Here is a 21,455-nt window from a genome sequence, read left to right as displayed (position 1 = left end):
GGCCTGGTAGTTCAGCTGGTTAGAATGCCAGCCTGTCACGCTGGAGGTCGAGGGTTCGAGTCCCTTCCAGGTCGCCACTTAATTAAATACGCGGGAATATGGCTCAGTTGGTAGAGCAATTGACTGTTAATCAATGGGTCACAGGTTCGAGTCCTGTTATTCCCGCCATTGAATCTGCGGGAATAGTTCAGCGGTAGAGCGCAACCTTGCCAAGGTTGAAGTCGCGAGTTCGAATCTCGTTTCCCGCTCCATTTTAATTACATGGGTGCATAGCTCAGCTGGATAGAGCAACGCCCTTCTAAGGCGTGTGTCCGGGGTTCGAATCCCTGTGCGCTCACCAATATAAAGTTTCACTATAGTGAAACTTTTTTTTATGTTTATTTTTAAATTATAAAAAATGATAGGGTCTAAATAGTTTGTATATACTTACATTAATATAGTATAATACTTAATATAGTAATGAAGAAGCTGTCAAACAGGAGGATAAAACTGTGTTGGATATAAATTCTTTTTTCAGTGGTTTTTTGGATATTATCAATAAAGTAACTGTAAACGATATTATAGATATATCCATAGTGGCATATATATTTTATAAAATATTTATGTTTATAAAGGATACAAGAGCAGAGCAAGTTTTAAAAGGAATAATATTTTTATTAGTAGCAACTCAGTTGAGTGAGACCTTTAAATTGCATACACTTCACTGGTTATTAGTAAATGCTCTTGAGATTGGTTTTTTAGCTGCAATAATAATATTCCAGCCAGAACTTAGGGCAGGACTTGAACATATAGGTAGGACGAGATTTAAATTCTTTCTAAAAGGAAGTCCTAATACATCTGAAGAAACATTTAATAAAATGATAGAAGAGATTGTCGAGGCTTTATATTCACTATCAAGACAAAAAATAGGAGCTCTTATTATAATGGAAAGAGAAACTAAGATAGGTGATATAATAAATACAGGAACTATAATAGATGCAGAGGTTTCAAGACAATTACTAATTAATATATTTATTCCAAATACACCATTACATGATGGAGCAGTTGTTATTAGAGACTCAAAGGTAAAAGCTGCTGCATGCTTCCTTCCTTTAACAGAGAGTAAGGACTTAAGTAAAGATCTAGGAACAAGACATAGAGCAGCAGTTGGAGTAAGTGAAGTTTCTGACTGTATATCCCTTATAGTGTCAGAAGAAACAGGGGATGTATCAATTGCAAAAGCGGGGAAAATATATAGAAATATACCAAAAGAGAGAATGGAAAGTATACTTAAGAAAAATTTAAAGCCTAAAGTTGATGAAAAAAGCTTTTTAAGAGGTGGGATATTTAAATGATGAATAAATTAAAGCATAATACAAAAATAAAATTAATATCCCTGCTGAGTGCAATAACATTATGGCTATATGTAATGGCAATAGTGGACCCAACGGATACTAAGCTATTTGAGAATGTTCCTATAGTTGTAAGGAATATGAATGAATTAAAAGAAAAAGATTTTGTAATTTACCCAGATGGAGAATTGACTATTGATGTTTCTATTTCTGGCAAATTATCTAAAATACAAAAGGTAAAAAAAGAAGATATACACGTGTATGGTACTATAGAAAATCCTATGGAAGGGAAAAATCAAGTATACTTAAGCGCAACAGCTCCGCCAGGAGTAACTCATGAGCTAAAGAGTAATGTTATAGCAGTTAATTTAGATAAAATAGTACAAGAAAATAAAAAAATAGAAGTTAAAATAGAAGGAAATTCTAAAGATAATATAGATAAAGTAAGTATAGATGGCGATAAAAAGAGTATAGAAGTATCAGGCCCAAGAACTTTAGTAAATGAGGTAACTAGAGTGATTGGAGTATTAGATGTAGGTTCAAGGACACAGGATTTCTCAGATAAAATTAAATTAACACCTGTAGATAAAAATGGAAATAAAGTTAATGGCGTAAAGTTATATCAATCAACATTAAAAGTATCAGCAACGTTATTAAAAGAAAAAACTGTTCCAATAAGAGTTAAATTAAAAGAAAATACATCAGATAATGAAAAAGTACCAAATTATGAGCTTAGTAAAAGTAATATCGTAATAAAAGGGAGTAAAGATTTAATAGATGGTATAGAATATATAGAAACTAAAGAAGTTAATTTAGATGATATAACATCTGGATTTCCTAAGGATGTAGAGTTAAATATTCCTAAAGGTATATCATCAAATACAAAATATATTACTATAAAACTTAATGGCGATAAATCATTACAGAAGGAATTTATTTATGGCAAAGGTGAAATAGAATTAAGAAATTCAGAGGGTAAGAGTACATCTGATATAGATATACCAGAATCTGTAAAGGTTACTGTTGATTATCCTAGTACAATAGAAAACTTAGAAAAATCAGATATAAAACTATACATAGATTTATCTAAGCCAGATGAAAATCAAAAATATAAGGTAGAATATGATTCTAGTTACAAATTTAATAAAATAGTTATAGATCCAAGTGAAATATAACAATATAAAGGCATAAGAAAATATAGTATTTTTCTTATGCCTTTTTTATTAATATGACTCTTAGATTTACTAAAACAATTTACTAATATATCAGCAAATTAAAAAAATTAATTAAAAATTTGTCAATTATAAAGGATTATAGCTATTAAAGGTATAATTATACATAATGATATATATCGAAAGTTTTGTAAGAAGATAAATAGTATTATATAAAAGTAAAATAATTCTGAAAATTTAAAAATTATAAATATAGTAGGAAAACGTTGGTAGAATATATATAATATAGGTATGAGATTAATTAGTAATTAGCTTAAAAACTAACAGAATTAAGGGGATAGAGATGTTTATTAAAAGCTAAACGTACCAATCTATATTTATTGCATACAAAATGGGGTGGATTAGATGAAAAACTTTACAGAAGTAATAAAATTCGCTAAGGAAAGAGGACCTAAAACTATCTCTGTAGCATGTTGCCAAGATAAAGAAGTCTTAATGGCAGTAGAAATGGCGAGAAAAGAAGGGATAGCAAAGGCTATATTAGTAGGGGATATAGAAAAAACGAGAGAAATAGCCAATAATGTAAGTATAGACATTAATAACTATGAATTAATAAATATAAAAGATTTATCAGAAGCGTCATTAAAAGCAGTAGAATTAGTATCTCAAGGAAAAGCTGATATGGTAATGAAAGGCTTGGTAGATACATCCATAATTCTAAAGGCTGTATTAAATAAAGAGGTTGGTTTAAGAACAGGGAATGTACTAAGCCATGTAGCTGTATTTGATGTAGAAGGTTATGATAGATTATTCTTTATAACTGATGCAGCTATGAACTTATCACCAGATGTAAATATCAAAAAGCAAATCATAGAAAATTCATGCACGGTAGCTCATGCACTCGATATCGACACACCAAAAGTAGCAGCATTATGTGCTAAAGAAAAAGTAAATCCTAAAATGCAAGATACAATAGATGCCAAAGAATTAGAAGAAATGTGTGAAAAAGGCGAAATAAAAGGATGCATAGTAGGAGGTCCATTTGCATTAGACAATGCTGTATCAATAGAAGCCGCAAATCATAAGGGAATAAATCATCCAGTAGCAGGTAAAGCAGATATATTATTAGCTCCAGATATAGAAGCTGGAAATATATTATATAAATCATTAGTATTTTTCTCAAAATCTAAAAATGCAGGTGTGATAGTAGGAGCTAAAGCGCCTATTATATTAACGTCAAGAGCAGACAATGAGGAAACTAAACTAAATTCCATAGCATTAGGGGTATTAATGGCAGCTAAAGCTTAGTTTATTAAGGGGGTAACACAATTGAATAGGGTATTCAAAATTTTAACTATAAATCCTGGTTCAACATCAACGAAGATTGCAGTATTTGATAATGAGGATTTAGTCTTTGAAAAAACTTTAAGACATTCTTCTGAAGAAATAGGCAAGTATGATAAGATTTCAGATCAGTTTGAGTTTAGAAAAACAGTGATTGAAGATGCATTAACAGAAGGTGGGATAAAAACATCTGATTTAGATGCAGTAGTAGGTAGAGGTGGACTTCTTAAGCCTATAGAAGGTGGAACTTATGTTGTTAATGAAGCTATGATTGATGACTTAAGAGTTGGTGTATTAGGGGAACATGCATCGAATCTAGGTGGAATTATAGCAAAAGAAATAGGAGATGCAGTAAATATACCATCTTACATAGTTGATCCAGTAGTTGTAGATGAAATGGATGATGTAGCTAGGGTATCAGGGATTGAAGATATAGATAGAAAGAGTATATTCCATGCTTTAAACCAAAAGGCTACTGCTAGAAGAGCAGCTAAAGAATTAGAAAAAGAGTATTTTGATTGCAACTTTATAGTAGCACATATGGGTGGAGGAATCTCTGTTGGAGCACATGAAAAAGGTAGAGTAATAGATGTTGCTAATGCTTTAGATGGAGAAGGGCCATTTTCACCAGAGAGAAGTGGTGGATTACCAGTTGGAGACTTAGTGAAAATGTGTTTTAGTGGAAAATATACTCAAGATGAAATAAAGAAAAAGATAAAAGGAAATGGTGGGCTAGTAGGATACTTAAATACTAATGATGGTAGAGAAGTTGAATCTAGAATAGAAGCTGGTGATGAAAAAGCTAAATTGGTATATGAAGCTATGGCTTACCAAGTAAGTAAAGAAATAGGTTCTTGTGCATCAGTATTAAAAGGTAATGTAGATGCAATCCTTTTAACTGGTGGAATAGCTTACTCTAAGATGTTTACAGGAATGATTGAAGAGAGGGTTAATTTTATATCTGATGTAAAAATTTACCCTGGTGAAGATGAAATGATAGCATTAGCTCAAGGTGGGCTTAGAGTATTAAATAAAGAAGAAGAACCAAAAAATTATGGATATGAAGTTCAATATAGTTAATAATATAAATTTAATATAAATACAAAATTGACTTAATAGGTGGTAACTAATGATAAGAGATGATAAGAGGATAAGAATTATAATAGGACACTATGGTAGTGGTAAAAGTGAGTTTGCTATGAACTATGTTACCAAATTAAGAAATGAGGTAGAAGGTAAAGTTGCCTTATCAGATTTAGATGTAGTAAATGTTTATTTTAGAACAAGGGAAAAAAAGGATTTATTAAATTCTTTAGATATCCTTCCTATATATAGTTCAATAGATGCACCAACTTTAGATTTACCAGCTATATCTCCTCAAATAATGGCACCAATAACAGATAGCTCTTATAGCTATGTTATGGATGTCGGAGGGGACAACGTAGGAGCTAGGGTGGTAGGTAGATTCCACGAATTAATAGAAAAAGCTGATTACGATATGTTTTGTGTAGTAAACGCTAATAGAGAATATACTCAGTCAGTAGAAGATGTAATAGGTCATATAAGAGCAATTGAGAAATCTTCTGGTCTTAAAGTTACTGGACTAGTAAATAATACACATTTAGTAAGGTCAACTACAATTGATGATGTTTTAAAAGGTCAAAAATTAGTTGAACAGGTGTCTAGACAGTACAATATACCAGTTAAATATATAGTATGTTTAGAAGAATTGGTTCCACAACTTCCAGAAGATTTAGAGGGAGAAATTTTCCCTATCAAGCTTTATATGAGAGAAGCTTGGATGTAGTTTATTAGTAAAATAAGTATAAATTTTTCTAAGGGGGACAAAGGAATATGGCTAAGGGAACTGTAACTTTCAATCAAGACCTTTGTAAAGGATGTGCATTATGTGTAGCTGCATGTCCAAAGCAAATAGTAGTAATGGATAATAATAAAATCAACAAAAAGGGATATAATCCAGCTACAGTTGTAGAAATGGATAAGTGCATAGGATGTACAAACTGCGCGACTATGTGTCCAGATGCAGTTATAACAGTTGAGAGAGACTAATTAAAATATAAGGGGGATTTTGTAAATGGCTAAGATACTTATGAAGGGTAACGAAGCATTTGGTAAAGCAGCTATAGAAGCTGGATGTAAATATTTCTTTGGTTATCCAATAACACCACAAAATGAATTACCAGAATATATGTCTAAAGAATTACCTAATGTTGGAGGCGTATTTGTTCAAGCAGAATCAGAAGTTTCTGCTATAAATATGATATATGGTGGAGCAGGAGCAGGAGCTAGAGTTATGACTTCTTCATCTTCTCCAGGAATAGCTTTAAAGCAAGAAGGTATAACTTATGCAGCAGGTGCTGAGTTACCATGTGTTGTAGTTAATGTAATGAGAGGTGGTCCAGGACTTGGAGGAATACAACCTTCTCAATCTGACTACTTTATGTCTACAAGAGGTGGAGGAAATGGGGATTATAGAACTCCAGTTTATGCTCCATCTACAGTTCAAGAAGCTGTTGATATGATAATGGAAGCTTTCAATGTTGCTGATTACTATAGAACTCCAGTTATGGTAGTTGCAGATGGTATGATAGGACAAATGATGGAACCAGTAGAATTTAAAGCTCCTAAAACTAGAGAATTAAAACCTAAAGATTGGGCTACAGTAGGAACTAAAGGAGAAAGAAAGCCTAATATAATAAATTCTTTATACTTACAACCAGATGAACTAGAAAAGCACTGTATAAAGTTAGAAGCTAAGTACAGAGAAATAGAAAAGAACGAAGTAGATTATGAAATGTATAAAACTGAGGATGCTGAATTAGTATTTGTAGCTTACGGTACTACAGCAAGAATAGTTAAAAATGCTATAGAAATGTTAAGAGAAGAAGGAATAAAGGCAGGTTTAATAAGACCTAAGACTTTATGGCCATTCCCATTTGAAGCATTTAACCAAATACCAGAAGCTAAAAGTTTATTAACTGTTGAAATGAGTATGGGACAAATGGTAGAGGATGTAAGATTAGCTGTTGAAGGAAGATTACCTGTACACTTCTACGGAAGAGCAGGAGGAATGATACCTGATCCAGAAAGTATAGCTAATAAAGCAAAAGAAGTAATGGAAAGTGAATTAGCTGTAGGAGGTGCTAGATAATGTCAGTTGTATTTAAGAAAACTAAAGGATTAACAGATGCTCAAACACACTACTGTCCAGGATGTACTCATGGTATAATCCACAGATTAGTAGGAGAAGTATTAGAAGAGTTAGATGTATTAGGAGACACTATAGGTGTAGCTCCAGTTGGATGCTCAGTTTTAGCATACAACTATTTCAATTGTGATATGCAAGAAGCATCTCATGGGAGAGCTCCAGCAGCAGCTACTGGAATAAAGAGAGTTCACCCAGATAAGACAGTATTTACATATCAAGGAGATGGAGACTTAGCATCTATAGGTACAGCTGAAATAGTTCATGCAGCAGCTAGAGGCGAAAAATTCACTACAATATTCGTAAATAATGCTATATATGGAATGACTGGTGGTCAAATGGCTCCAACTACATTAGTTGGACAAAAGGCTACAACAGCTCCATATGGTAGAGAAATAGATAAGCAAGGATTCCCAATAAGAATGAGTGAAATGCTAGCTACATTACCAGGTGCAGTATTTGTAGAAAGAGTTTCTGTAGATACTCCTGCTAATGTTAGAAAAGCTAAAAAAGCTATAAAGAAAGCATTTGAAGTACAACAAGCTGGACTTGGGTTTGGTATAGTAGAAGTACTATCTACATGTCCAACTAACTGGGGATTAAATCCAAATGATGCATTACAATGGTTAAGAGATAATATGATGCCATACTATCCAATAGGCAACATAAAAGATGTTGAAATCGCTGAGGAGGTGAAGTAATATGTCTACAGCTAGAGTAATATGTGCAGGATTTGGTGGTCAAGGGGTAATGTCTATGGGGCAATTACTTACATATGCAGGTATGCTAGAAGGTAAAGAAGTTTCTTGGTTACCATCTTATGGACCAGAGATGCGTGGAGGTACAGCCAACTGTTCAGTAACTGTATCTAGTAAGCCAGTTGGTTCTCCAGTTATAGCAGGAGATGCAACTTGTGCAATAGTAATGAACTTACCATCACTTGATAAGTTTGAAAGTGAAGTTAAGCCAGGTGGAAAAATATTAGTTAACAGTTCTCTTATAGAAAGAAAAGTAGAAAGAGATGATGTTGATGTTTATTATATACCAGCTAATGACATAGCTCTTGAGCTAGGAAACCCTAGAGTTGCTAATATGGTAATGTTAGGTGCTTATTTAAAAACTGAACCAACAGTAGAGGTAGACTCAGTTTTAGAAGCATTCAAGAAAGTATTTGGGCCAAGTAAAGAAAAATTCGTTCCATTAAATAAGGAAGCTTTACAAAAAGGATCGAGTTCTATAAAATAATATAAAAAGTTACAAAAAAGGGGACAATAGAAAGAATTCTATTGTCCTTTTTTTATATATGTATTAAAATGTCTTTATGGAATAAACTTGGAATCAAGAACACTTAAATGTGTATAATAATATATTATAATTGACGAGCTTTTCTTCACGAAAGGAGATTTTTTAATGAGAAAGTATTTTGGAACAGACGGAGTAAGAGGTGTAGCAAATACAGAACTTACTTGCGATTTAGCATACAGATTAGGTAGAGCTGGAGGATATGTACTAGCTCAAGGAAAAGAAAAAGTTAAAGTAGTAGTTGGAAAAGACACAAGAGTATCAGGAGATATGTTAGAAGCATCTTTAATAGCAGGACTTATGTCTGTTGGATGTGATGTAATGACAGTTGGAGTAGTTCCAACACCAGCAGTTGCATACCTAACTAGAAAATATGAAGCTGATTGTGGTGTTGTTATATCAGCATCTCACAATCCAGTTGAATACAATGGTATAAAGTTCTTTAATAAAGATGGATATAAATTAGATGATTCTGTAGAGTTAGAAATAGAAAATTATATAGATAATATAGAAAAGGTTGATTATCTTCCAGTAGGGGAAAATGTTGGAAGAAAAGTATATGTACATGATGCACAGAGAGATTATATAGATTATTTAAAAACTATAGTAAAAGTAGATTTTAAAGGATTAAAAGTTGTGTTAGACTGTGCTAATGGAGCGGCCTATAATGTTGCGCCAATAATATTTAAAGAATTAGGTGCAAGTGTTGTAACAATAAATAGTCAACCAAATGGAAATAATATAAATGATAAATGCGGATCAACACATCCAGAAGGATTACAAAAAGCTGTTGTAGAGAACAATGCTGACTTGGGTCTTGCATATGATGGTGATGCAGATAGATTAATAGCTGTTGATGAAAATGGAAACATTGTAGATGGTGACCATATAATGATATTAAGTGCGATACACTTAAAGAACAAAGGCAAGTTAGCAAAAGATACATTAGTAGTTACAGTGATGAGTAATATAGGACTTACTATAGCAGCTAAAGAACATGGAATAAACCTAGCAACTACAGCTGTAGGAGATAGATATGTTCTTGAAGAAATGAAAAACACTGGATACAACTTAGGTGGAGAGCAATCAGGGCATATGATATTCTTAGATTATAATACTACAGGAGATGGAGTATTAAGCTCATTAGTACTAGCTCAAATAGTATTAGAAGAAGGAAAGAAATTATCAGAATTAGCAGCAGTGATGACTCAGTACCCACAAGTGTTAGTTAATGCTAGAATAAAGAATGAAAATAAAAACAGATACATGGAATACCCAGAAATAAAGAGTGAAATAGAAAGAATAGAAAAATTACTAGATGGATGTGGAAGGGTATTAATAAGACCATCAGGAACAGAACCATTAGTAAGAGTTATGTTAGAGGGTAAAGAGGAAGGTCAAATAAAAGAATTAGCTACAAATTTAGCTAATCTTATACAAGAAAAACTATCGTAATTTAAAAAGTGAATGCTAAGGCCTAGTATTACCCAAGCGTAAAAGTTAAAAGGGTGAATTAATAAGATATTTCTTAGTATTCACTTTATAAAGCGCCAGAACTTAGCTATAAGAAATACTTTATAAAATTTCTAAGTTGACGAGGACAGAGTTTATCGAATTATCGGCGGATGCTCTGCGGTGAATTTACCATCGTAAAAGTTTCTTTAAAACAAGGGAGTAATTCTTTGGACAAAGGGAAAACTTAAGTAAATATGACCTAACTCTTAAAATATATAAAACAAAAAATATTTTTAGGAGGAATTTTAATATGTGTGGAATAGTTGGATATTTAGGACACAGACAAGCAACAGAAGTATTAGTAGAAGGACTTTCAAAATTAGAGTATAGAGGATATGACTCAGCTGGTGTTGCAGTAAACACTGGAAATGAATTAGAAATAAGAAAATTCAAAGGAAGGTTAGCAATACTTGCTGAAGATTTAGAAAAAAATCCTATAGAAGGTGGATTAGGAATAGGACATACTAGATGGGCAACTCATGGAGAACCATCTGATGTAAACTCACATCCTCATTTTAATATGGATAAGACAATAGCAGTAGTTCACAATGGTATAATAGAAAACTACATGGAATTAAAGGAAGAATTACAAGCAGAAGGTGTAGTATTCTTATCTCAAACAGATACTGAAGTAGTAGCTCATTTAGTAGATAAATACTACGAAGGAAATCTATTAGATGCTGTTTATAAGGCAACTGAAAGATTAAGAGGGGCATACGCATTAGGTGTTATATGTAAAGATAATAACAGTGAATTAGTTGCAGTAAGAAAAGATAGTCCATTAGTAGTAGGTCTTGGTGAAGGTGAAAACTTTATAGCATCAGATATACCTGCAATACTAAAGTATACTAGAAATGTATACTTCTTAGAAAATGGAGAGTTTGTTCATATAGTGGGAGACAAATTAACAGTATTAAATGAAAATAGAGAAGAAGTTAAAAAAGAAGTAACAGAAATAACTTGGGATGTTGAAGCTGCATCTAAAGGTGGATATGAGCATTTCATGTTAAAAGAAATATACGAACAGCCAAACGGAGTTAAAGAAACATTAATAAGAAGATTAAATGAAAATGGAGAAATCCAATTAGATGATATAAAAATGACTAAGGAAGACTTAGATAAAATAAATAAAGTTTATATAGTTGCATGTGGTACAGCATATCATGCAGGTCTTGTAGGAAAGTTTGCTATAGAAAAGTTTGCGAAGATACCAGTAATAACTGATATAGCATCTGAATTTAGATATAGAGACCCATTTGTTGATGAAAATACTTTATTAATATTAGTAAGTCAATCTGGAGAAACTGCTGATACTTTAGCATCATTAAGATACGCTAAAGAAAGAGGAGCTAGAATATTATCAGTAACTAACGTTGTTGGTTCTTCTATAGCTAGAGAATCAGATGATGTGTTCTATACATGGGCAGGTCCAGAAATATCTGTTGCATCTACTAAGGCATACACAACTCAATTAGTTTCATTCTACATGATAGCACTAGACTTTGCTATAAAGAAAGGAACTATAACAAAAGAGTTCTACAATGAAATGATAGAAAAGTTAAAAGAAATGCCAGAAAAAGTTTCAAAAGCATTAGAACAAGAAACTTATATAAAAGAAGATGTAGCTAAAACATTAAGAGAAGTAAGTAGTGCTTTCTACTTAGGTAGAGGATTAGACTATAACTTAGCTATGGAAGGTGCATTAAAGATAAAAGAAATATCTTATATACATGCTGAAGCCTTTGCTGCTGGAGAGTTAAAGCATGGTACAATAGCTTTAATAGAAAAAGGAACTCCGGTAATAGCTATAGCTACTCAAGAAGAACTATTTGAAAAAATGGTATCTAATATGGAAGAAGTTAGAGCTAGAGGAGCTTATGTTATAGCAATAGCTCAAGAAAAGAATAAAGAAGTTGAAAAAGCTGCTGATAAGGTAATATATATACCAAATGTAGATGATATATTATCAAGTATATTAACAGTTTTACCACTTCAATTATTATCTTACTACGTTGCAGTTGAAAGAGGTTGTGATGTAGATAAACCAAGAAACTTAGCTAAATCAGTAACAGTTGAATAAATTTAAATTAAAAGATATACAAAGAACTACCTTATTAAGGTAGTTCTTTTTTACATACAAGGATTTTTTATTAAATATAGAACTGTTGATAATTAATATATAAGATATATTAATAAGTTTAAAAATTTTAAAAAGGAAAATTTAACTAACGAGTGAAGTTGTTGTCAACACTAGGGAATTAAATTTTTCATTTTTTAGAATATATATTCTTTATAGATACATAATATTAATATTAGTATATAACAAAAGCATGTTCTTATATTAATATGTGACGTATATATAAAAATTTAATATATAAAAAAATAATTATCAAATTATTATATAGTAACCATAAAAATATCGCATAGGTGCTAGGGTTTACAAAGTATTTACATAGATTTACAATTTAAATATAACCTATTTTATAATGGAGGGAAACACATTGGAAGAGCTAAGAGATATATTATTAAATGAGATACCTGAATTTAGGGAAAAAGGTCATAAATTTGTAAATGGTGAAATTTCAGTAAATGAATTCAAACATGCATCAGGAGGAATGGGTGTATATGCTCATCGTGGTGGTAAAGAATTTATGATAAGACTTAGAACAGCAAGTGGTGTTCTTGATATAGAAAAGCTTAAATATGTATATGATTGCGCTAAAAAATATAATCTAGATAAAGTACATTTAACTACTCGTCAAGCTATACAATTACATGGTTTAGATATAGATGAAGTTTGTGACATAATGGAAGATGGATTAAAGCATGGTATATATACAAGAGGTGGAGGAGGAAACTTCCCTAGAAATGTTGCCTTATCACCATTATCAGGAGTAGAAATAGGAGAAGCATTTGATGTTACAGAATATGCTTTAAAAGTAAATGAATATTTAATGAAAGACATATATAAATATAAGTTACCTAGAAAATTAAAAGTATCTTTCTCAAATAGTAGTGAAGATACAGCTAACTGTACTGTACAAGATTTAGGTTTTCTAGCAGTAAAAGAAAATGGAGAAGAACTTTTCAAGCTTTACATAGCAGGTGGAATTGGTAAGAATCCTGCAAAGGCAGTTGAGTATGATGAGTTAGTCAAAAAGAGTGATGTTTTATACCATGTGCAAGCTATGATAGAGTTATTTATAGCAGAAGGTAACTATGAAAATAGAAATAAAGCTCGTACAAGATATATTGTAGAGAGTATGGGTGAAGAAGAGTTCTTAAAATGTTATAAAAAACATCTAAAAGAAGTAAAAGAAAGAGAAAATTTAGACTTAAATATAGAAAATAAAACTTGTAAAAAGCAAGGATCAAAAATAGATTTACAAGATATAAGATTAATACCTCAAAAGCAAGATGGATTATATAGTGTATATCTTCATCCAATTGGAGGACAGCTAAAAGTAACTGACTTAGAAAAATTAATAAATAATTTAGAATCAATTGAAGATTTACAAATAAGACTTTCTATGAGTGAAGGTGTTTATTTTAGAAATCTTAATGGAGAAGAAGCTAAAAAAATACTAGAATTAACAAAAAATATGGGTGGAAATACACCAATTGAGCAAACTTCATGTTGTATAGGTGTTCCTACTTGCCAAATAGGTATAGGAGAAAGCCAAGGTTTACTGCACAATATATTAGATTACTTCAAAAAAGAAAACTATACAACAGATAAATTACCAAGAATCCATATATCAGGATGTACAAGTTCTTGCGGAACACATCAAATAGGTATAATTGGATTTGGTGGTAAAAAGAAAAAGATAGATGGAGAGTTAAAGGAAGCATTTACTTTATATGTAGGTGGTAGAGCTAAAAAAGATGACGTGAAACTTGGAGAAGCTTATGGAGATATAGCTAGTGATAAAATACCAGAGTTTTTATATAATTTAGGACTACTATTAGATGAAAAAAATATTAATTTTGAAGAATATTTAAAATCTAATGCTGAAGAATTTAAAGAATTTGCAAATAAATATATAGCATAATAAATAAAATAAAGCACTAAGATGATTAAAGCCATCTTAGTGCTTTATTTTTGTATATGATACCCAAAAATGTTAATAATTTAAGTATAATATATAATTTAATGGGGGCTTTAACATGAAACTAATTAAAATGATATTTATATTTTTAATATTAATGATGATGGGTATCCTAATATCTTTTGCGGATACAAAATCAAAAAATGAATATAATGAATTAATACAAACATTTATAAACACAGAGGCTAAGTTCAATTTTTATAACATAAAAGCAAATGGTTCTATAAATTACAACATTTCGAAAGAAGAAATGGTTGATATGTGCACAGAAATACTTAATAATTTAGGGTTAGAAGAAAGTGATTTAGCATGGGAAGAAATATGGAATAAAGATGAGAAACAAATTCATTTAACTGGTAAAATAGAAGATGAAAGCATTTCCATAATTTTCATAAAGAAAAATGCCGAAGAGGCTCACATAATGGTTGACATATTACAGAATAAAGTATATAAAAATATAGTGGGCGTTTATACAGTTCTTGAGAATACATTAGAAAAATTTGCAATTAATGCAGATATAAATACGTGTATATCAGGAGAATATTCAAAAAAGTTACATTTAAGCAAATGTAATGATATTTTAACGAAAATATTATATAATATGAATGCACAAGAAGTAGATAGAATACAAGAGGAAAATTTTATATCTGTAACAGCAGATAGTAAGATCTTACAAGAAAATGACTTAGAATATTTAGGAAATAATATTAATTTGAATATAGGGATGAGGTATAGCGAAGACGAAGATAAAACATTGATTTATCTTGCTACACCTATTATAAAATTAGATTATTAATTATGAGGAGAGACAATAAAAATGGGAAAGATAATAGTAAAAAAGAGTAATCCACTTAATGGAAGTGTTAAAATAGACGGAGCTAAAAATGCAGTATTACCAATAATAGCTGCGACGTTATTAGCAAATGGTAAATCAACTTTAAAGTGTGTACCTAATTTAAAAGATGTTCATGTTATATCTGATTTATTAAGACACTTAGGAGCAAAAGTAGAATATAAGGATAACACTTTAACAGTAGATGCAAGCAATATAACTACTTGTGAAGCACCATATGAGTTAGTAAGTAAGATGAGAGCATCTTTCTTAGTAATGGGGCCATTACTTGCTAGATTTAATCACACAAAAATATCTATGCCAGGAGGATGTGCCATAGGAACAAGACCTATAGATTTACATTTAAAAGGATTTAAGCATTTAGGTGCAAAAGTAGATATGGACCATGGATTTGTAGAAGCTACAACTAATAAATTAGTGGGTACTAAACTATACTTAGATTTCCCATCAGTAGGAGCTACTGAAAACATAATGATGGCAGCAGCTTTAGCTGAAGGAACTACTATAATAGAAAATGCTGCAGAAGAACCAGAAATAGTAGATTTAGCTAATTTCTTAAATGAAATGGGAGCTAATGTAAAAGGTGCAGGAACTAACACTATAAAGATAAAAGGTGTTAAAGAATTAAAAGGTGCAGAGCATACAATAATACCTGATAGAATAGAAGCAGCTACTTATATGGTTGCAGCAGCTATGACAAAAGGTGATATAACAATAGAAAATGTAATGATGGAGCATTTAAAACCAGTTACAGCTAAATTAATAGAAGCTGGATGTGAAATAATAGAAAAAGATAATACAGTTAGAGTTATAGGACCTGAAGTGTTAAAGCCAATAGATATAAAGACTTTACCTCATCCAGGATTCCCAACAGATGTTCAAGCTCAATTCATGGCTATGCTTACAATAGCTAATGGAACAGGAGTAGTAACAGAAACTGTATTTGAAAACAGATTTATGCATGTTGCTGAATTTAATAGAATGGGAGCAAACATAAAAATAGAAGGAAAGAGCGCAATAGTAAATGGAGTAAACAAATTATATGGTGCTAAAGTTAATGCAACAGATTTAAGAGCTGGTGCAGCACTTATATTATGCGGTCTTATAGCAGAAGGAGAAACTCAAATAGGAGAAATATATCACGTACAAAGAGGATATGTTGATATAGATAAGAAAATAACTGCTTTAGGTGGAAACATAGAAATAATAGAAGACTAAAAATAAATAGTAATAAATAAATAGGGTTATTCATATATTTTAAGTACAAGTAATTAACTAAGGAGGAAAATATATGAATAACCCTTTAGTATTTTTAGGAAGTATAGTTGGTTTAGCTATAGCAGTTCCTGTATTTTTAAGTGTAGTATCTTATGATGGGATAGAGGCTATACAAAATGAATCAACATTAAATAATCCTAAAAAAAAGATAATCAGCTATGAAACAGTTGATAAAGAAGCTCCTTCAATAAATATATATAATCATAAAATTAATAAAACTGAGAAAATGGATATAGAAAAATATTTATGTGGAGTTTTAGCAGGAGAGATGCCTGTAGATTTCAATATAGAAGCTCTTAAAGCACAAGCTGTAGCAGCAAGAACTTATGTAATGTATAAGGAGAATCAAGGTAAATCAAATAAACATAGTAATGCAGTCGTATGTACTGACTATAATCATTGTCAAGAATATAAAAATTATGAAGAATTAAAAGAGAAGAATGGACAAGATTGGATGGATAAATATTATCCTAAAATACAGCAAGCAGTACGAGATACAAAGGGGCAGATAATAACTTATAAGGGAGAACCTATACTTACACTGTATTTCTCTACATCATCAGGGAAAACAGAAAACTGTGAAGAAGTATTTGCACAAGCATATCCATATTTACAATCAGTCGAAAGCCCTTATGATAAAGAATACTCTCCTAAATATACATCTGAGTTAAAGATAAGTAATAAAGATTTTATAAATACTATAAATAGTAATTATAAAAATGTAGGTTTAAATTCATCTAACCTAAAGAATCAAATAAAAATTTTAAATAGAAGTGATGGTGGATCTGTTGATAAGATAAAAATTGGTAATAAGGAGATTAGAGGAAGAGATATTAGAAGTATATTTAAATTAAATTCTTCTAATTTTGAATTAAAATTTGGAGAGAATCATATAGATTTTTTAGTAAAAGGATATGGTCATGGTGTTGGAATGAGCCAGTGGGGAGCTCAAGGTATGGCAGAAGAAGGATACCAATATTATGAAATACTAAATCATTATTATCAAGAAACAGATATAACAGACTTGTATTAGTTAAAAAGAGCTTTTATTAAGCTCTTTTTTACGTTTAAGGAAATTATAATACTTTAAAAATTATGGGTAACTATTTCAGTTAAGCAATACCAATAAGTTTGCAGAGTGTAAAAAGATATTTTAAGCAACGGACGAAGTCGTTAGCGATATGAAGTGTAGCGCCCACGCAGTGGCTTAAGCGAAGCGAAAGTTTTGGAAATATGTCAATTTCATATATAAAATCCATTTTAAATTAATCCAAAATATGTATAAATTGTATAAAAATATAAATAAAAGATAAGAATACAAATACATAAATATATTTGGAGGTGCTGTATGAAAAAGCTACTAGAAAAAGATGGATTTTATTTGGCATTATTTGTATGCATTAGTTTACTTGCAGTCGGAGGAGTTTGGTTTGTAAAGAATGATGTTAACGACCTAGCATCAAATAATGAGATAGTAAATGATAAAGATAATAGTAAAAAAGAAGATGAGGTTCATCTAATAGAAAATGAAAATAAAGATGGTGTACCAACTTCTACAGAATCAAAGGAAAACTTAGAAACAGCAAAAAATAAAGAAGCTAAAAAAATATCAAAACTTGAATTTGTAGGAGAAAAAGTAATTAGAGAATATTCAGCAAAGGAACCTAGTTACTCAGAAACATTGAACTTATGGGAAGTTCATAAAGGGCTAGACGTAAGTTGTAAAGAAGGACAAAGTATAAAAAGTTTATTATCAGGAAAAGTAACTAACATTTTTAAAGATGATGCTCATGGTATGTCAGTTGAAGTTGAAAGTGAAGGTAAAACAGTAATATATTCTAACTTAAGTGAAGATATTAAAGTTAAAGATGGACAAACAGTAAAAGAAGGAGATGTATTAGCTCTAGCAGGAAATACATCTGTAGTTGAGAGTTCAGAGGGACCACATATTCATATAGAAGCATTCAAAGGTAAAGAATCAATAGATCCAATGAGTTTAATAAAATAAAATATAACAGACTTAATCAAATTTGGTTAAGTCTGTTATATTTCTTTTCTTTCTCACATATATATGATTAAGGCTAGTATGTGAGGAGGGAAAGCTTTGAGATCTCATATAGAGGAACGAGCAATCGTTGTGGCTAAATATATACTAGAGAAAAATACAACTGTTCGTCAAACAGCTAAGACATTTGGGGTTAGTAAAAGTACAATACATAAAGATGTAACAGAACGTTTAGAAGAAATAAATCCATCTCTAGCTAAAGAGGTTAAGATGGTTTTAGAAAAAAATAAATCTGAAAGACACATAAGAGGAGGAATGGCTACAAAGCTTAAATATGAAAAGAGCTCCAAAAAAAATGTAGGTTAAACCTACATTTTTTTTATTATTCTTGACTAAAGTAGCATTTTTGTATATTTTGTATTATAGGAGTGTTTTAGACAATGAGTCGTTTAGATATAAAATATGCAAAAAGGAGTTGAGAACATGTCTAGAGCGGACATAGGGATAGACTTAGGTACTGCTAATGTTCTTGTATACGTTAGCGGAAAAGGGATTGTATTAGAAGAGCCTTCTGTTGTAGCAATCGATAAAAGAACTAAATCTGTCTTAGCGGTAGGAGAAGAAGCTAGAAGAATGATAGGAAGAACACCTGGCAATATAGTAGCTATAAGACCACTAAGAGATGGTGTAATTTCTGATTATGATGTAACTGAAAAAATGTTAACTTATTTTATAGATAAAGCTGTAGATAAAAAAGGTTTTGGTAGATTTTTTATGCCAAGAATAATGGTATGTGTTCCTACAGGGGTTACAGATGTTGAAAAAAGAGCTGTAGAAGAAGCCACAAGACAATCTGGAGCAAGAGATGTGTATATAATTGAAGAGCCAATAGCGGCGGCTATAGGAGCAGGAGTAGATATAGCTAAACCTAATGGAAGTATGGTTATAGACATTGGTGGAGGAACAGCAGATATCGCGGTAACATCTCTAGGAGGAGCTGTAGTTAGTGAATCTATAAAAATGGGTGGAGATAGATTTGATGAAGTTATAGTAAGATATATTAGAAAACAATATAACCTTCTTATAGGAGAGAGAACTGCAGAAAAAATCAAAATAGAAGTAGGTTGTGCATATAAAAGAGAAGATGAAAAGAGCATTAAAATAAGTGGACGTAATTTAATTACAGGATTACCAGAATCTATAGTTATAAATTCAACTGAAATGCTAGAAGCTCTTAATGAATGCTCAGAGCAGATAGTTGCATCAACACTTTCTGTACTAGAGAAGACACCACCAGAATTAGCAGCAGATATAAGTGATACTGGAATAATAATGACTGGTGGAGGTTCATTGTTATATGGACTAGACAAAAGGATAGAAGATAGAACAGGAATTAAAGTTGTAGTAGCTGATGAACCTTTATCTTGTGTTGCAAAAGGTACAGGCATTGCTTTAAGTTCTTTAGATTTACTTGAAACAGGAGGTACCTTCAAAAGGAGATAATTAGGAGGGTACTTAAATGTTAAATATAGACCAAATAAAAAAATTAATACCACATAGATATCCATTTTTATTAGTAGATAAAATAATAGAACTAGAAGAGGGAAAAAGAGCTAAAGGTATAAAAAATGTAAGTGTAAATGAACCATTTTTCCAAGGGCATTTCCCAGAATACCCAATAATGCCAGGTGTACTTATAATAGAAGCTATGGCTCAAGTAGGGTGTGTTGCTATGATGTCAGTAGATGATAATAGAGGAAAATTAGGAGTATTTGCAGGTATAGATAAAGTTAGATTTAAAAAAGAAGTAAGACCTGGAGATACATTAACTATGGAAGTTGAAATGATATCTATAAGGAGAAATATTGGAAAAGCTTTAGCAAAAGCTTTTGTTAATGATGAATTAGTATGTAGCGGAGAGTTAATGTTTGCTCTTGTAGAAAAATAAAAATAAGGCTATTTCCTTAAAGGAAATAGCCTTATTTTTATTTACTAAGATTGATATATGATGTAAGTAAATTATTAGATAAAACAATCAATTAGATTTGCTTTGAAATATGTGATATGTGAAAATTTGTACGTAAAACAGTAAGAAATAATAAAAAATAGATAAATAGCCTAATCTATAAAAGTTTAATCTGAAGAATAGACTATATTCAATATTGATTTGTCATGTAGAAAGAAGTAAAGATAAAGATATAAGCTCAGCAAGTTCTAATATAAAACTAAGTCGAACATTGTTAAAAGAAAATCTATTATTTTCATCAATCTTATCTACAATACCTACAATAGAATGGTTTCCTATTTGAGGCAATTTTTTACCAACACCCTTACCAGGAAGAATAGGGCCTTCTCTGACTTGGATATTTCCTATATTATTTTTTGCACCCAAACATGCATCAATAGCTAGAAAATTTCCATTAGGATGAGCCTTTTTTATATGCTCGATAGACTCATATATATTTAAAGCATGAATAGGATTATCTAAAGTTCCGTAGACAGGGAAATTAAAGTCGCTATTTTTAAGCATAGTGCCAACCAAAGGGCCAAGAGCATCACCTATAGCCCGATCTGTTCCTATACAGACCACAACTGTATTATCATTTATTATGTCTCTAAGTACAGAACAAAGGATTTCAACAACATTTTCTTTATTATAATTGACCTTGGCCAGATACATAGGAACACCCCCTTCACAAGAATATATGAAATATAGGAGAAAAAAAGACCTATATAGATTTATAAGATATAATATGAAAAAGTTGTTAAATAGGATACAAGATAGTTTGAATAGACAAGCAAAAAATTATTGCATAAAAGATTGACAGTATATAAAAAAGGTAGTAACATATAAGTTAGTGATATAAAATAATAACTTAATAAATTCTTGATTACCTTATCAAGAGCGGCGGAGGGACAGGCCCTGTGAAGCCCAGCAACCACCCATTAGGGAAAAGGTGCTAAATCCTACAAGACTTTATAGTTTTGAGAGATGAGGTTAGTTAATTAGCATATACGAAATAATTAACCTCTTCTTAATAAGAAGAGGTTTTTTTATTAGATAAATAATTACTAAACTCCTAGCTCTTAAGATTTAATTAGGTTGTATTTTAGTAAATCATTATAAATGATTAGAAATCAAATCTAAATGAAACGAATTATATTAAGGAGGAGATACAAATGGCAAGACATTTATTTACGTCGGAATCAGTAACAGAAGGGCATCCAGATAAAATCTGTGACCAAATATCAGATTCTATACTAGATGCATTATTAGAGAAAGATCCACATGCAAGAGTAGCTTGTGAAACAACAACTAC

At 31.0% G+C, this 21,455-nt stretch carries 21 protein-coding genes, 4 tRNA genes and 1 riboswitch; of the genes, 24 read left to right on the top strand and 1 reads right to left on the bottom strand.

The features are described 5' to 3' along the window. From I4U89_RS15130 to fabZ, 23 genes are all read left to right on the top strand, one after another. Nucleotides 1-77 (top strand) — tRNA-Asp (locus I4U89_RS15130). A 15-nt stretch (nt 78-92) separates the two neighbouring features. Continuing rightward, a tRNA-Asn gene (locus I4U89_RS15125) sits at nt 93-168 on the top strand. 8 nt (nt 169-176) lie between these two features. Then, nucleotides 177-251: transfer RNA gene (locus I4U89_RS15120), tRNA-Gly, on the top strand. 12 nt (nt 252-263) lie between these two features. Further along, nucleotides 264-340 (top strand) — tRNA-Arg (locus I4U89_RS15115). Between the two features lie 151 nt (nt 341-491). Further along, nucleotides 492-1,334: a diadenylate cyclase CdaA gene (cdaA, locus tag I4U89_RS15110; protein WP_195941099.1), complete on the top strand. Its 843-nt coding sequence runs from the start codon at nt 492-494 to the stop codon at nt 1,332-1,334. Next, the gene (locus I4U89_RS15105; protein WP_195941098.1) at nt 1,331-2,506 is read left to right on the top strand and encodes a CdaR family protein; all 1,176 of its coding nucleotides are present in this window, start codon (nt 1,331-1,333) and stop codon (nt 2,504-2,506) included. Before cdaA ends, I4U89_RS15105 begins: the two co-directional genes overlap by 4 nt. Before the next feature lie 402 nt (nt 2,507-2,908). Further along, a complete protein-coding gene (ptb, locus tag I4U89_RS15100) occupies nt 2,909-3,811 on the top strand; it encodes a phosphate butyryltransferase (protein ID WP_195941097.1) in 903 nt (300 codons plus the stop codon). 21 nt (nt 3,812-3,832) lie between these two features. Then, nucleotides 3,833-4,927 (top strand): butyrate kinase, encoded by a 1,095-nt coding sequence (gene buk / locus I4U89_RS15095; protein ID WP_195941096.1) that lies wholly within the window; start codon nt 3,833-3,835, stop codon nt 4,925-4,927. Nucleotides 4,928-4,976: 49 nt separating this feature from the next. After that, nucleotides 4,977-5,654, top strand: a complete 678-nt coding sequence (locus I4U89_RS15090; RefSeq protein ID WP_195941095.1) for an ATP-binding protein — start codon at nt 4,977-4,979, stop codon at nt 5,652-5,654. A 47-nt stretch (nt 5,655-5,701) separates the two neighbouring features. Beyond that, nucleotides 5,702-5,917, top strand: a complete 216-nt coding sequence (locus I4U89_RS15085; RefSeq protein ID WP_195941094.1) for a 4Fe-4S binding protein — start codon at nt 5,702-5,704, stop codon at nt 5,915-5,917. Between the two features lie 25 nt (nt 5,918-5,942). After that, nucleotides 5,943-7,019, top strand: a complete 1,077-nt coding sequence (locus I4U89_RS15080; protein WP_195941093.1) for a 3-methyl-2-oxobutanoate dehydrogenase subunit VorB — start codon at nt 5,943-5,945, stop codon at nt 7,017-7,019. Beyond that, entirely contained in the window at nt 7,019-7,774 is a 756-nt protein-coding gene (locus I4U89_RS15075; protein ID WP_195941092.1) for a thiamine pyrophosphate-dependent enzyme, read from the top strand. Before I4U89_RS15080 ends, I4U89_RS15075 begins: the two co-directional genes overlap by 1 nt. 1 nt (nt 7,775) lies before the next feature. Next, the gene (locus I4U89_RS15070) at nt 7,776-8,318 is read left to right on the top strand and encodes a 2-oxoacid:acceptor oxidoreductase family protein (RefSeq protein ID WP_195929253.1); all 543 of its coding nucleotides are present in this window, start codon (nt 7,776-7,778) and stop codon (nt 8,316-8,318) included. A 165-nt stretch (nt 8,319-8,483) separates the two neighbouring features. Further along, nucleotides 8,484-9,830 (top strand): phosphoglucosamine mutase, encoded by a 1,347-nt coding sequence (gene glmM, locus I4U89_RS15065; RefSeq protein ID WP_195941091.1) that lies wholly within the window; start codon nt 8,484-8,486, stop codon nt 9,828-9,830. A 310-nt stretch (nt 9,831-10,140) separates the two neighbouring features. After that, the gene (gene glmS / locus I4U89_RS15060; RefSeq protein WP_195941090.1) at nt 10,141-11,970 is read left to right on the top strand and encodes a glutamine--fructose-6-phosphate transaminase (isomerizing); all 1,830 of its coding nucleotides are present in this window, start codon (nt 10,141-10,143) and stop codon (nt 11,968-11,970) included. A 421-nt stretch (nt 11,971-12,391) separates the two neighbouring features. After that, nucleotides 12,392-13,942 (top strand): nitrite/sulfite reductase, encoded by a 1,551-nt coding sequence (locus I4U89_RS15055; RefSeq protein ID WP_195941089.1) that lies wholly within the window; start codon nt 12,392-12,394, stop codon nt 13,940-13,942. 115 nt (nt 13,943-14,057) lie between these two features. Beyond that, entirely contained in the window at nt 14,058-14,795 is a 738-nt protein-coding gene (locus I4U89_RS15050) for a YwmB family TATA-box binding protein (protein ID WP_195941088.1), read from the top strand. 21 nt (nt 14,796-14,816) lie between these two features. Beyond that, a complete protein-coding gene (gene murA, locus I4U89_RS15045) occupies nt 14,817-16,070 on the top strand; it encodes a UDP-N-acetylglucosamine 1-carboxyvinyltransferase (RefSeq protein WP_195941087.1) in 1,254 nt (417 codons plus the stop codon). A 73-nt stretch (nt 16,071-16,143) separates the two neighbouring features. Further along, nucleotides 16,144-17,163 (top strand): stage II sporulation protein D, encoded by a 1,020-nt coding sequence (spoIID, locus tag I4U89_RS15040; RefSeq protein WP_195941086.1) that lies wholly within the window; start codon nt 16,144-16,146, stop codon nt 17,161-17,163. 315 nt (nt 17,164-17,478) lie between these two features. Continuing rightward, complete coding sequence (locus I4U89_RS15035) at nt 17,479-18,138, top strand: M23 family metallopeptidase (protein WP_195941085.1); 660 nt, start codon at nt 17,479-17,481, stop codon at nt 18,136-18,138. Between the two features lie 96 nt (nt 18,139-18,234). Continuing rightward, complete coding sequence (gene spoIIID / locus I4U89_RS15030; RefSeq protein WP_092921904.1) at nt 18,235-18,501, top strand: sporulation transcriptional regulator SpoIIID; 267 nt, start codon at nt 18,235-18,237, stop codon at nt 18,499-18,501. Nucleotides 18,502-18,618: 117 nt separating this feature from the next. Continuing rightward, on the top strand, nt 18,619-19,638 hold the full coding sequence (locus tag I4U89_RS15025) for a rod shape-determining protein (protein WP_092921906.1): 1,020 nt from the start codon (nt 18,619-18,621) through the stop codon (nt 19,636-19,638). 16 nt (nt 19,639-19,654) lie between these two features. After that, the gene (fabZ, locus tag I4U89_RS15020) at nt 19,655-20,083 is read left to right on the top strand and encodes a 3-hydroxyacyl-ACP dehydratase FabZ (protein WP_195941084.1); all 429 of its coding nucleotides are present in this window, start codon (nt 19,655-19,657) and stop codon (nt 20,081-20,083) included. A 222-nt stretch (nt 20,084-20,305) separates the two neighbouring features. Here the strand turns inward: fabZ and yyaC are convergent, their stop codons facing one another. After that, on the bottom strand, nt 20,306-20,815 hold the full coding sequence (yyaC, locus tag I4U89_RS15015) for a spore protease YyaC (RefSeq protein ID WP_195941083.1): 510 nt from the start codon (nt 20,813-20,815) through the stop codon (nt 20,306-20,308). A 213-nt stretch (nt 20,816-21,028) separates the two neighbouring features. Next, a riboswitch (SAM riboswitch) is annotated at nt 21,029-21,134 on the top strand. A 181-nt stretch (nt 21,135-21,315) separates the two neighbouring features. Between yyaC and I4U89_RS15010 the strand changes: the two genes are divergently transcribed. After that, a partial coding sequence (locus tag I4U89_RS15010) for an S-adenosylmethionine synthetase N-terminal domain-containing protein (RefSeq protein WP_243279229.1) occupies nt 21,316-21,455 on the top strand: 140 nt, incomplete at its 3' end.

This window comes from Romboutsia sp. 1001713B170131_170501_G6 (assembly GCF_015668195.1).
Classification (GTDB): domain Bacteria; phylum Bacillota; class Clostridia; order Peptostreptococcales; family Peptostreptococcaceae; genus Romboutsia_C.
Note: the sequence above shows the minus strand (reverse complement) of the source record. Positions and strands in the feature narration are given on the sequence as shown.

Coding starts and splice junctions, on each gene's coding strand:
- I4U89_RS15105 (WP_195941098.1), top strand. CDS start 1,331: ATGATGAATAAATTAAAGCATAATACAAAAATAAAATTAATATCCCTG.
- ptb (WP_195941097.1), top strand. CDS start 2,909: ATGAAAAACTTTACAGAAGTAATAAAATTCGCTAAGGAAAGAGGACCT.
- I4U89_RS15090 (WP_195941095.1), top strand. CDS start 4,977: ATGATAAGAGATGATAAGAGGATAAGAATTATAATAGGACACTATGGT.
- I4U89_RS15085 (WP_195941094.1), top strand. CDS start 5,702: ATGGCTAAGGGAACTGTAACTTTCAATCAAGACCTTTGTAAAGGATGT.
- I4U89_RS15080 (WP_195941093.1), top strand. CDS start 5,943: ATGGCTAAGATACTTATGAAGGGTAACGAAGCATTTGGTAAAGCAGCT.
- I4U89_RS15075 (WP_195941092.1), top strand. CDS start 7,019: ATGTCAGTTGTATTTAAGAAAACTAAAGGATTAACAGATGCTCAAACA.
- I4U89_RS15070 (WP_195929253.1), top strand. CDS start 7,776: ATGTCTACAGCTAGAGTAATATGTGCAGGATTTGGTGGTCAAGGGGTA.
- glmM (WP_195941091.1), top strand. CDS start 8,484: ATGAGAAAGTATTTTGGAACAGACGGAGTAAGAGGTGTAGCAAATACA.
- glmS (WP_195941090.1), top strand. CDS start 10,141: ATGTGTGGAATAGTTGGATATTTAGGACACAGACAAGCAACAGAAGTA.
- I4U89_RS15050 (WP_195941088.1), top strand. CDS start 14,058: ATGAAACTAATTAAAATGATATTTATATTTTTAATATTAATGATGATG.
- murA (WP_195941087.1), top strand. CDS start 14,817: ATGGGAAAGATAATAGTAAAAAAGAGTAATCCACTTAATGGAAGTGTT.
- spoIID (WP_195941086.1), top strand. CDS start 16,144: ATGAATAACCCTTTAGTATTTTTAGGAAGTATAGTTGGTTTAGCTATA.
- I4U89_RS15035 (WP_195941085.1), top strand. CDS start 17,479: ATGAAAAAGCTACTAGAAAAAGATGGATTTTATTTGGCATTATTTGTA.
- I4U89_RS15025 (WP_092921906.1), top strand. CDS start 18,619: ATGTCTAGAGCGGACATAGGGATAGACTTAGGTACTGCTAATGTTCTT.
- fabZ (WP_195941084.1), top strand. CDS start 19,655: ATGTTAAATATAGACCAAATAAAAAAATTAATACCACATAGATATCCA.
- yyaC (WP_195941083.1), bottom strand. CDS start 20,815: ATGTATCTGGCCAAGGTCAATTATAATAAAGAAAATGTTGTTGAAATC.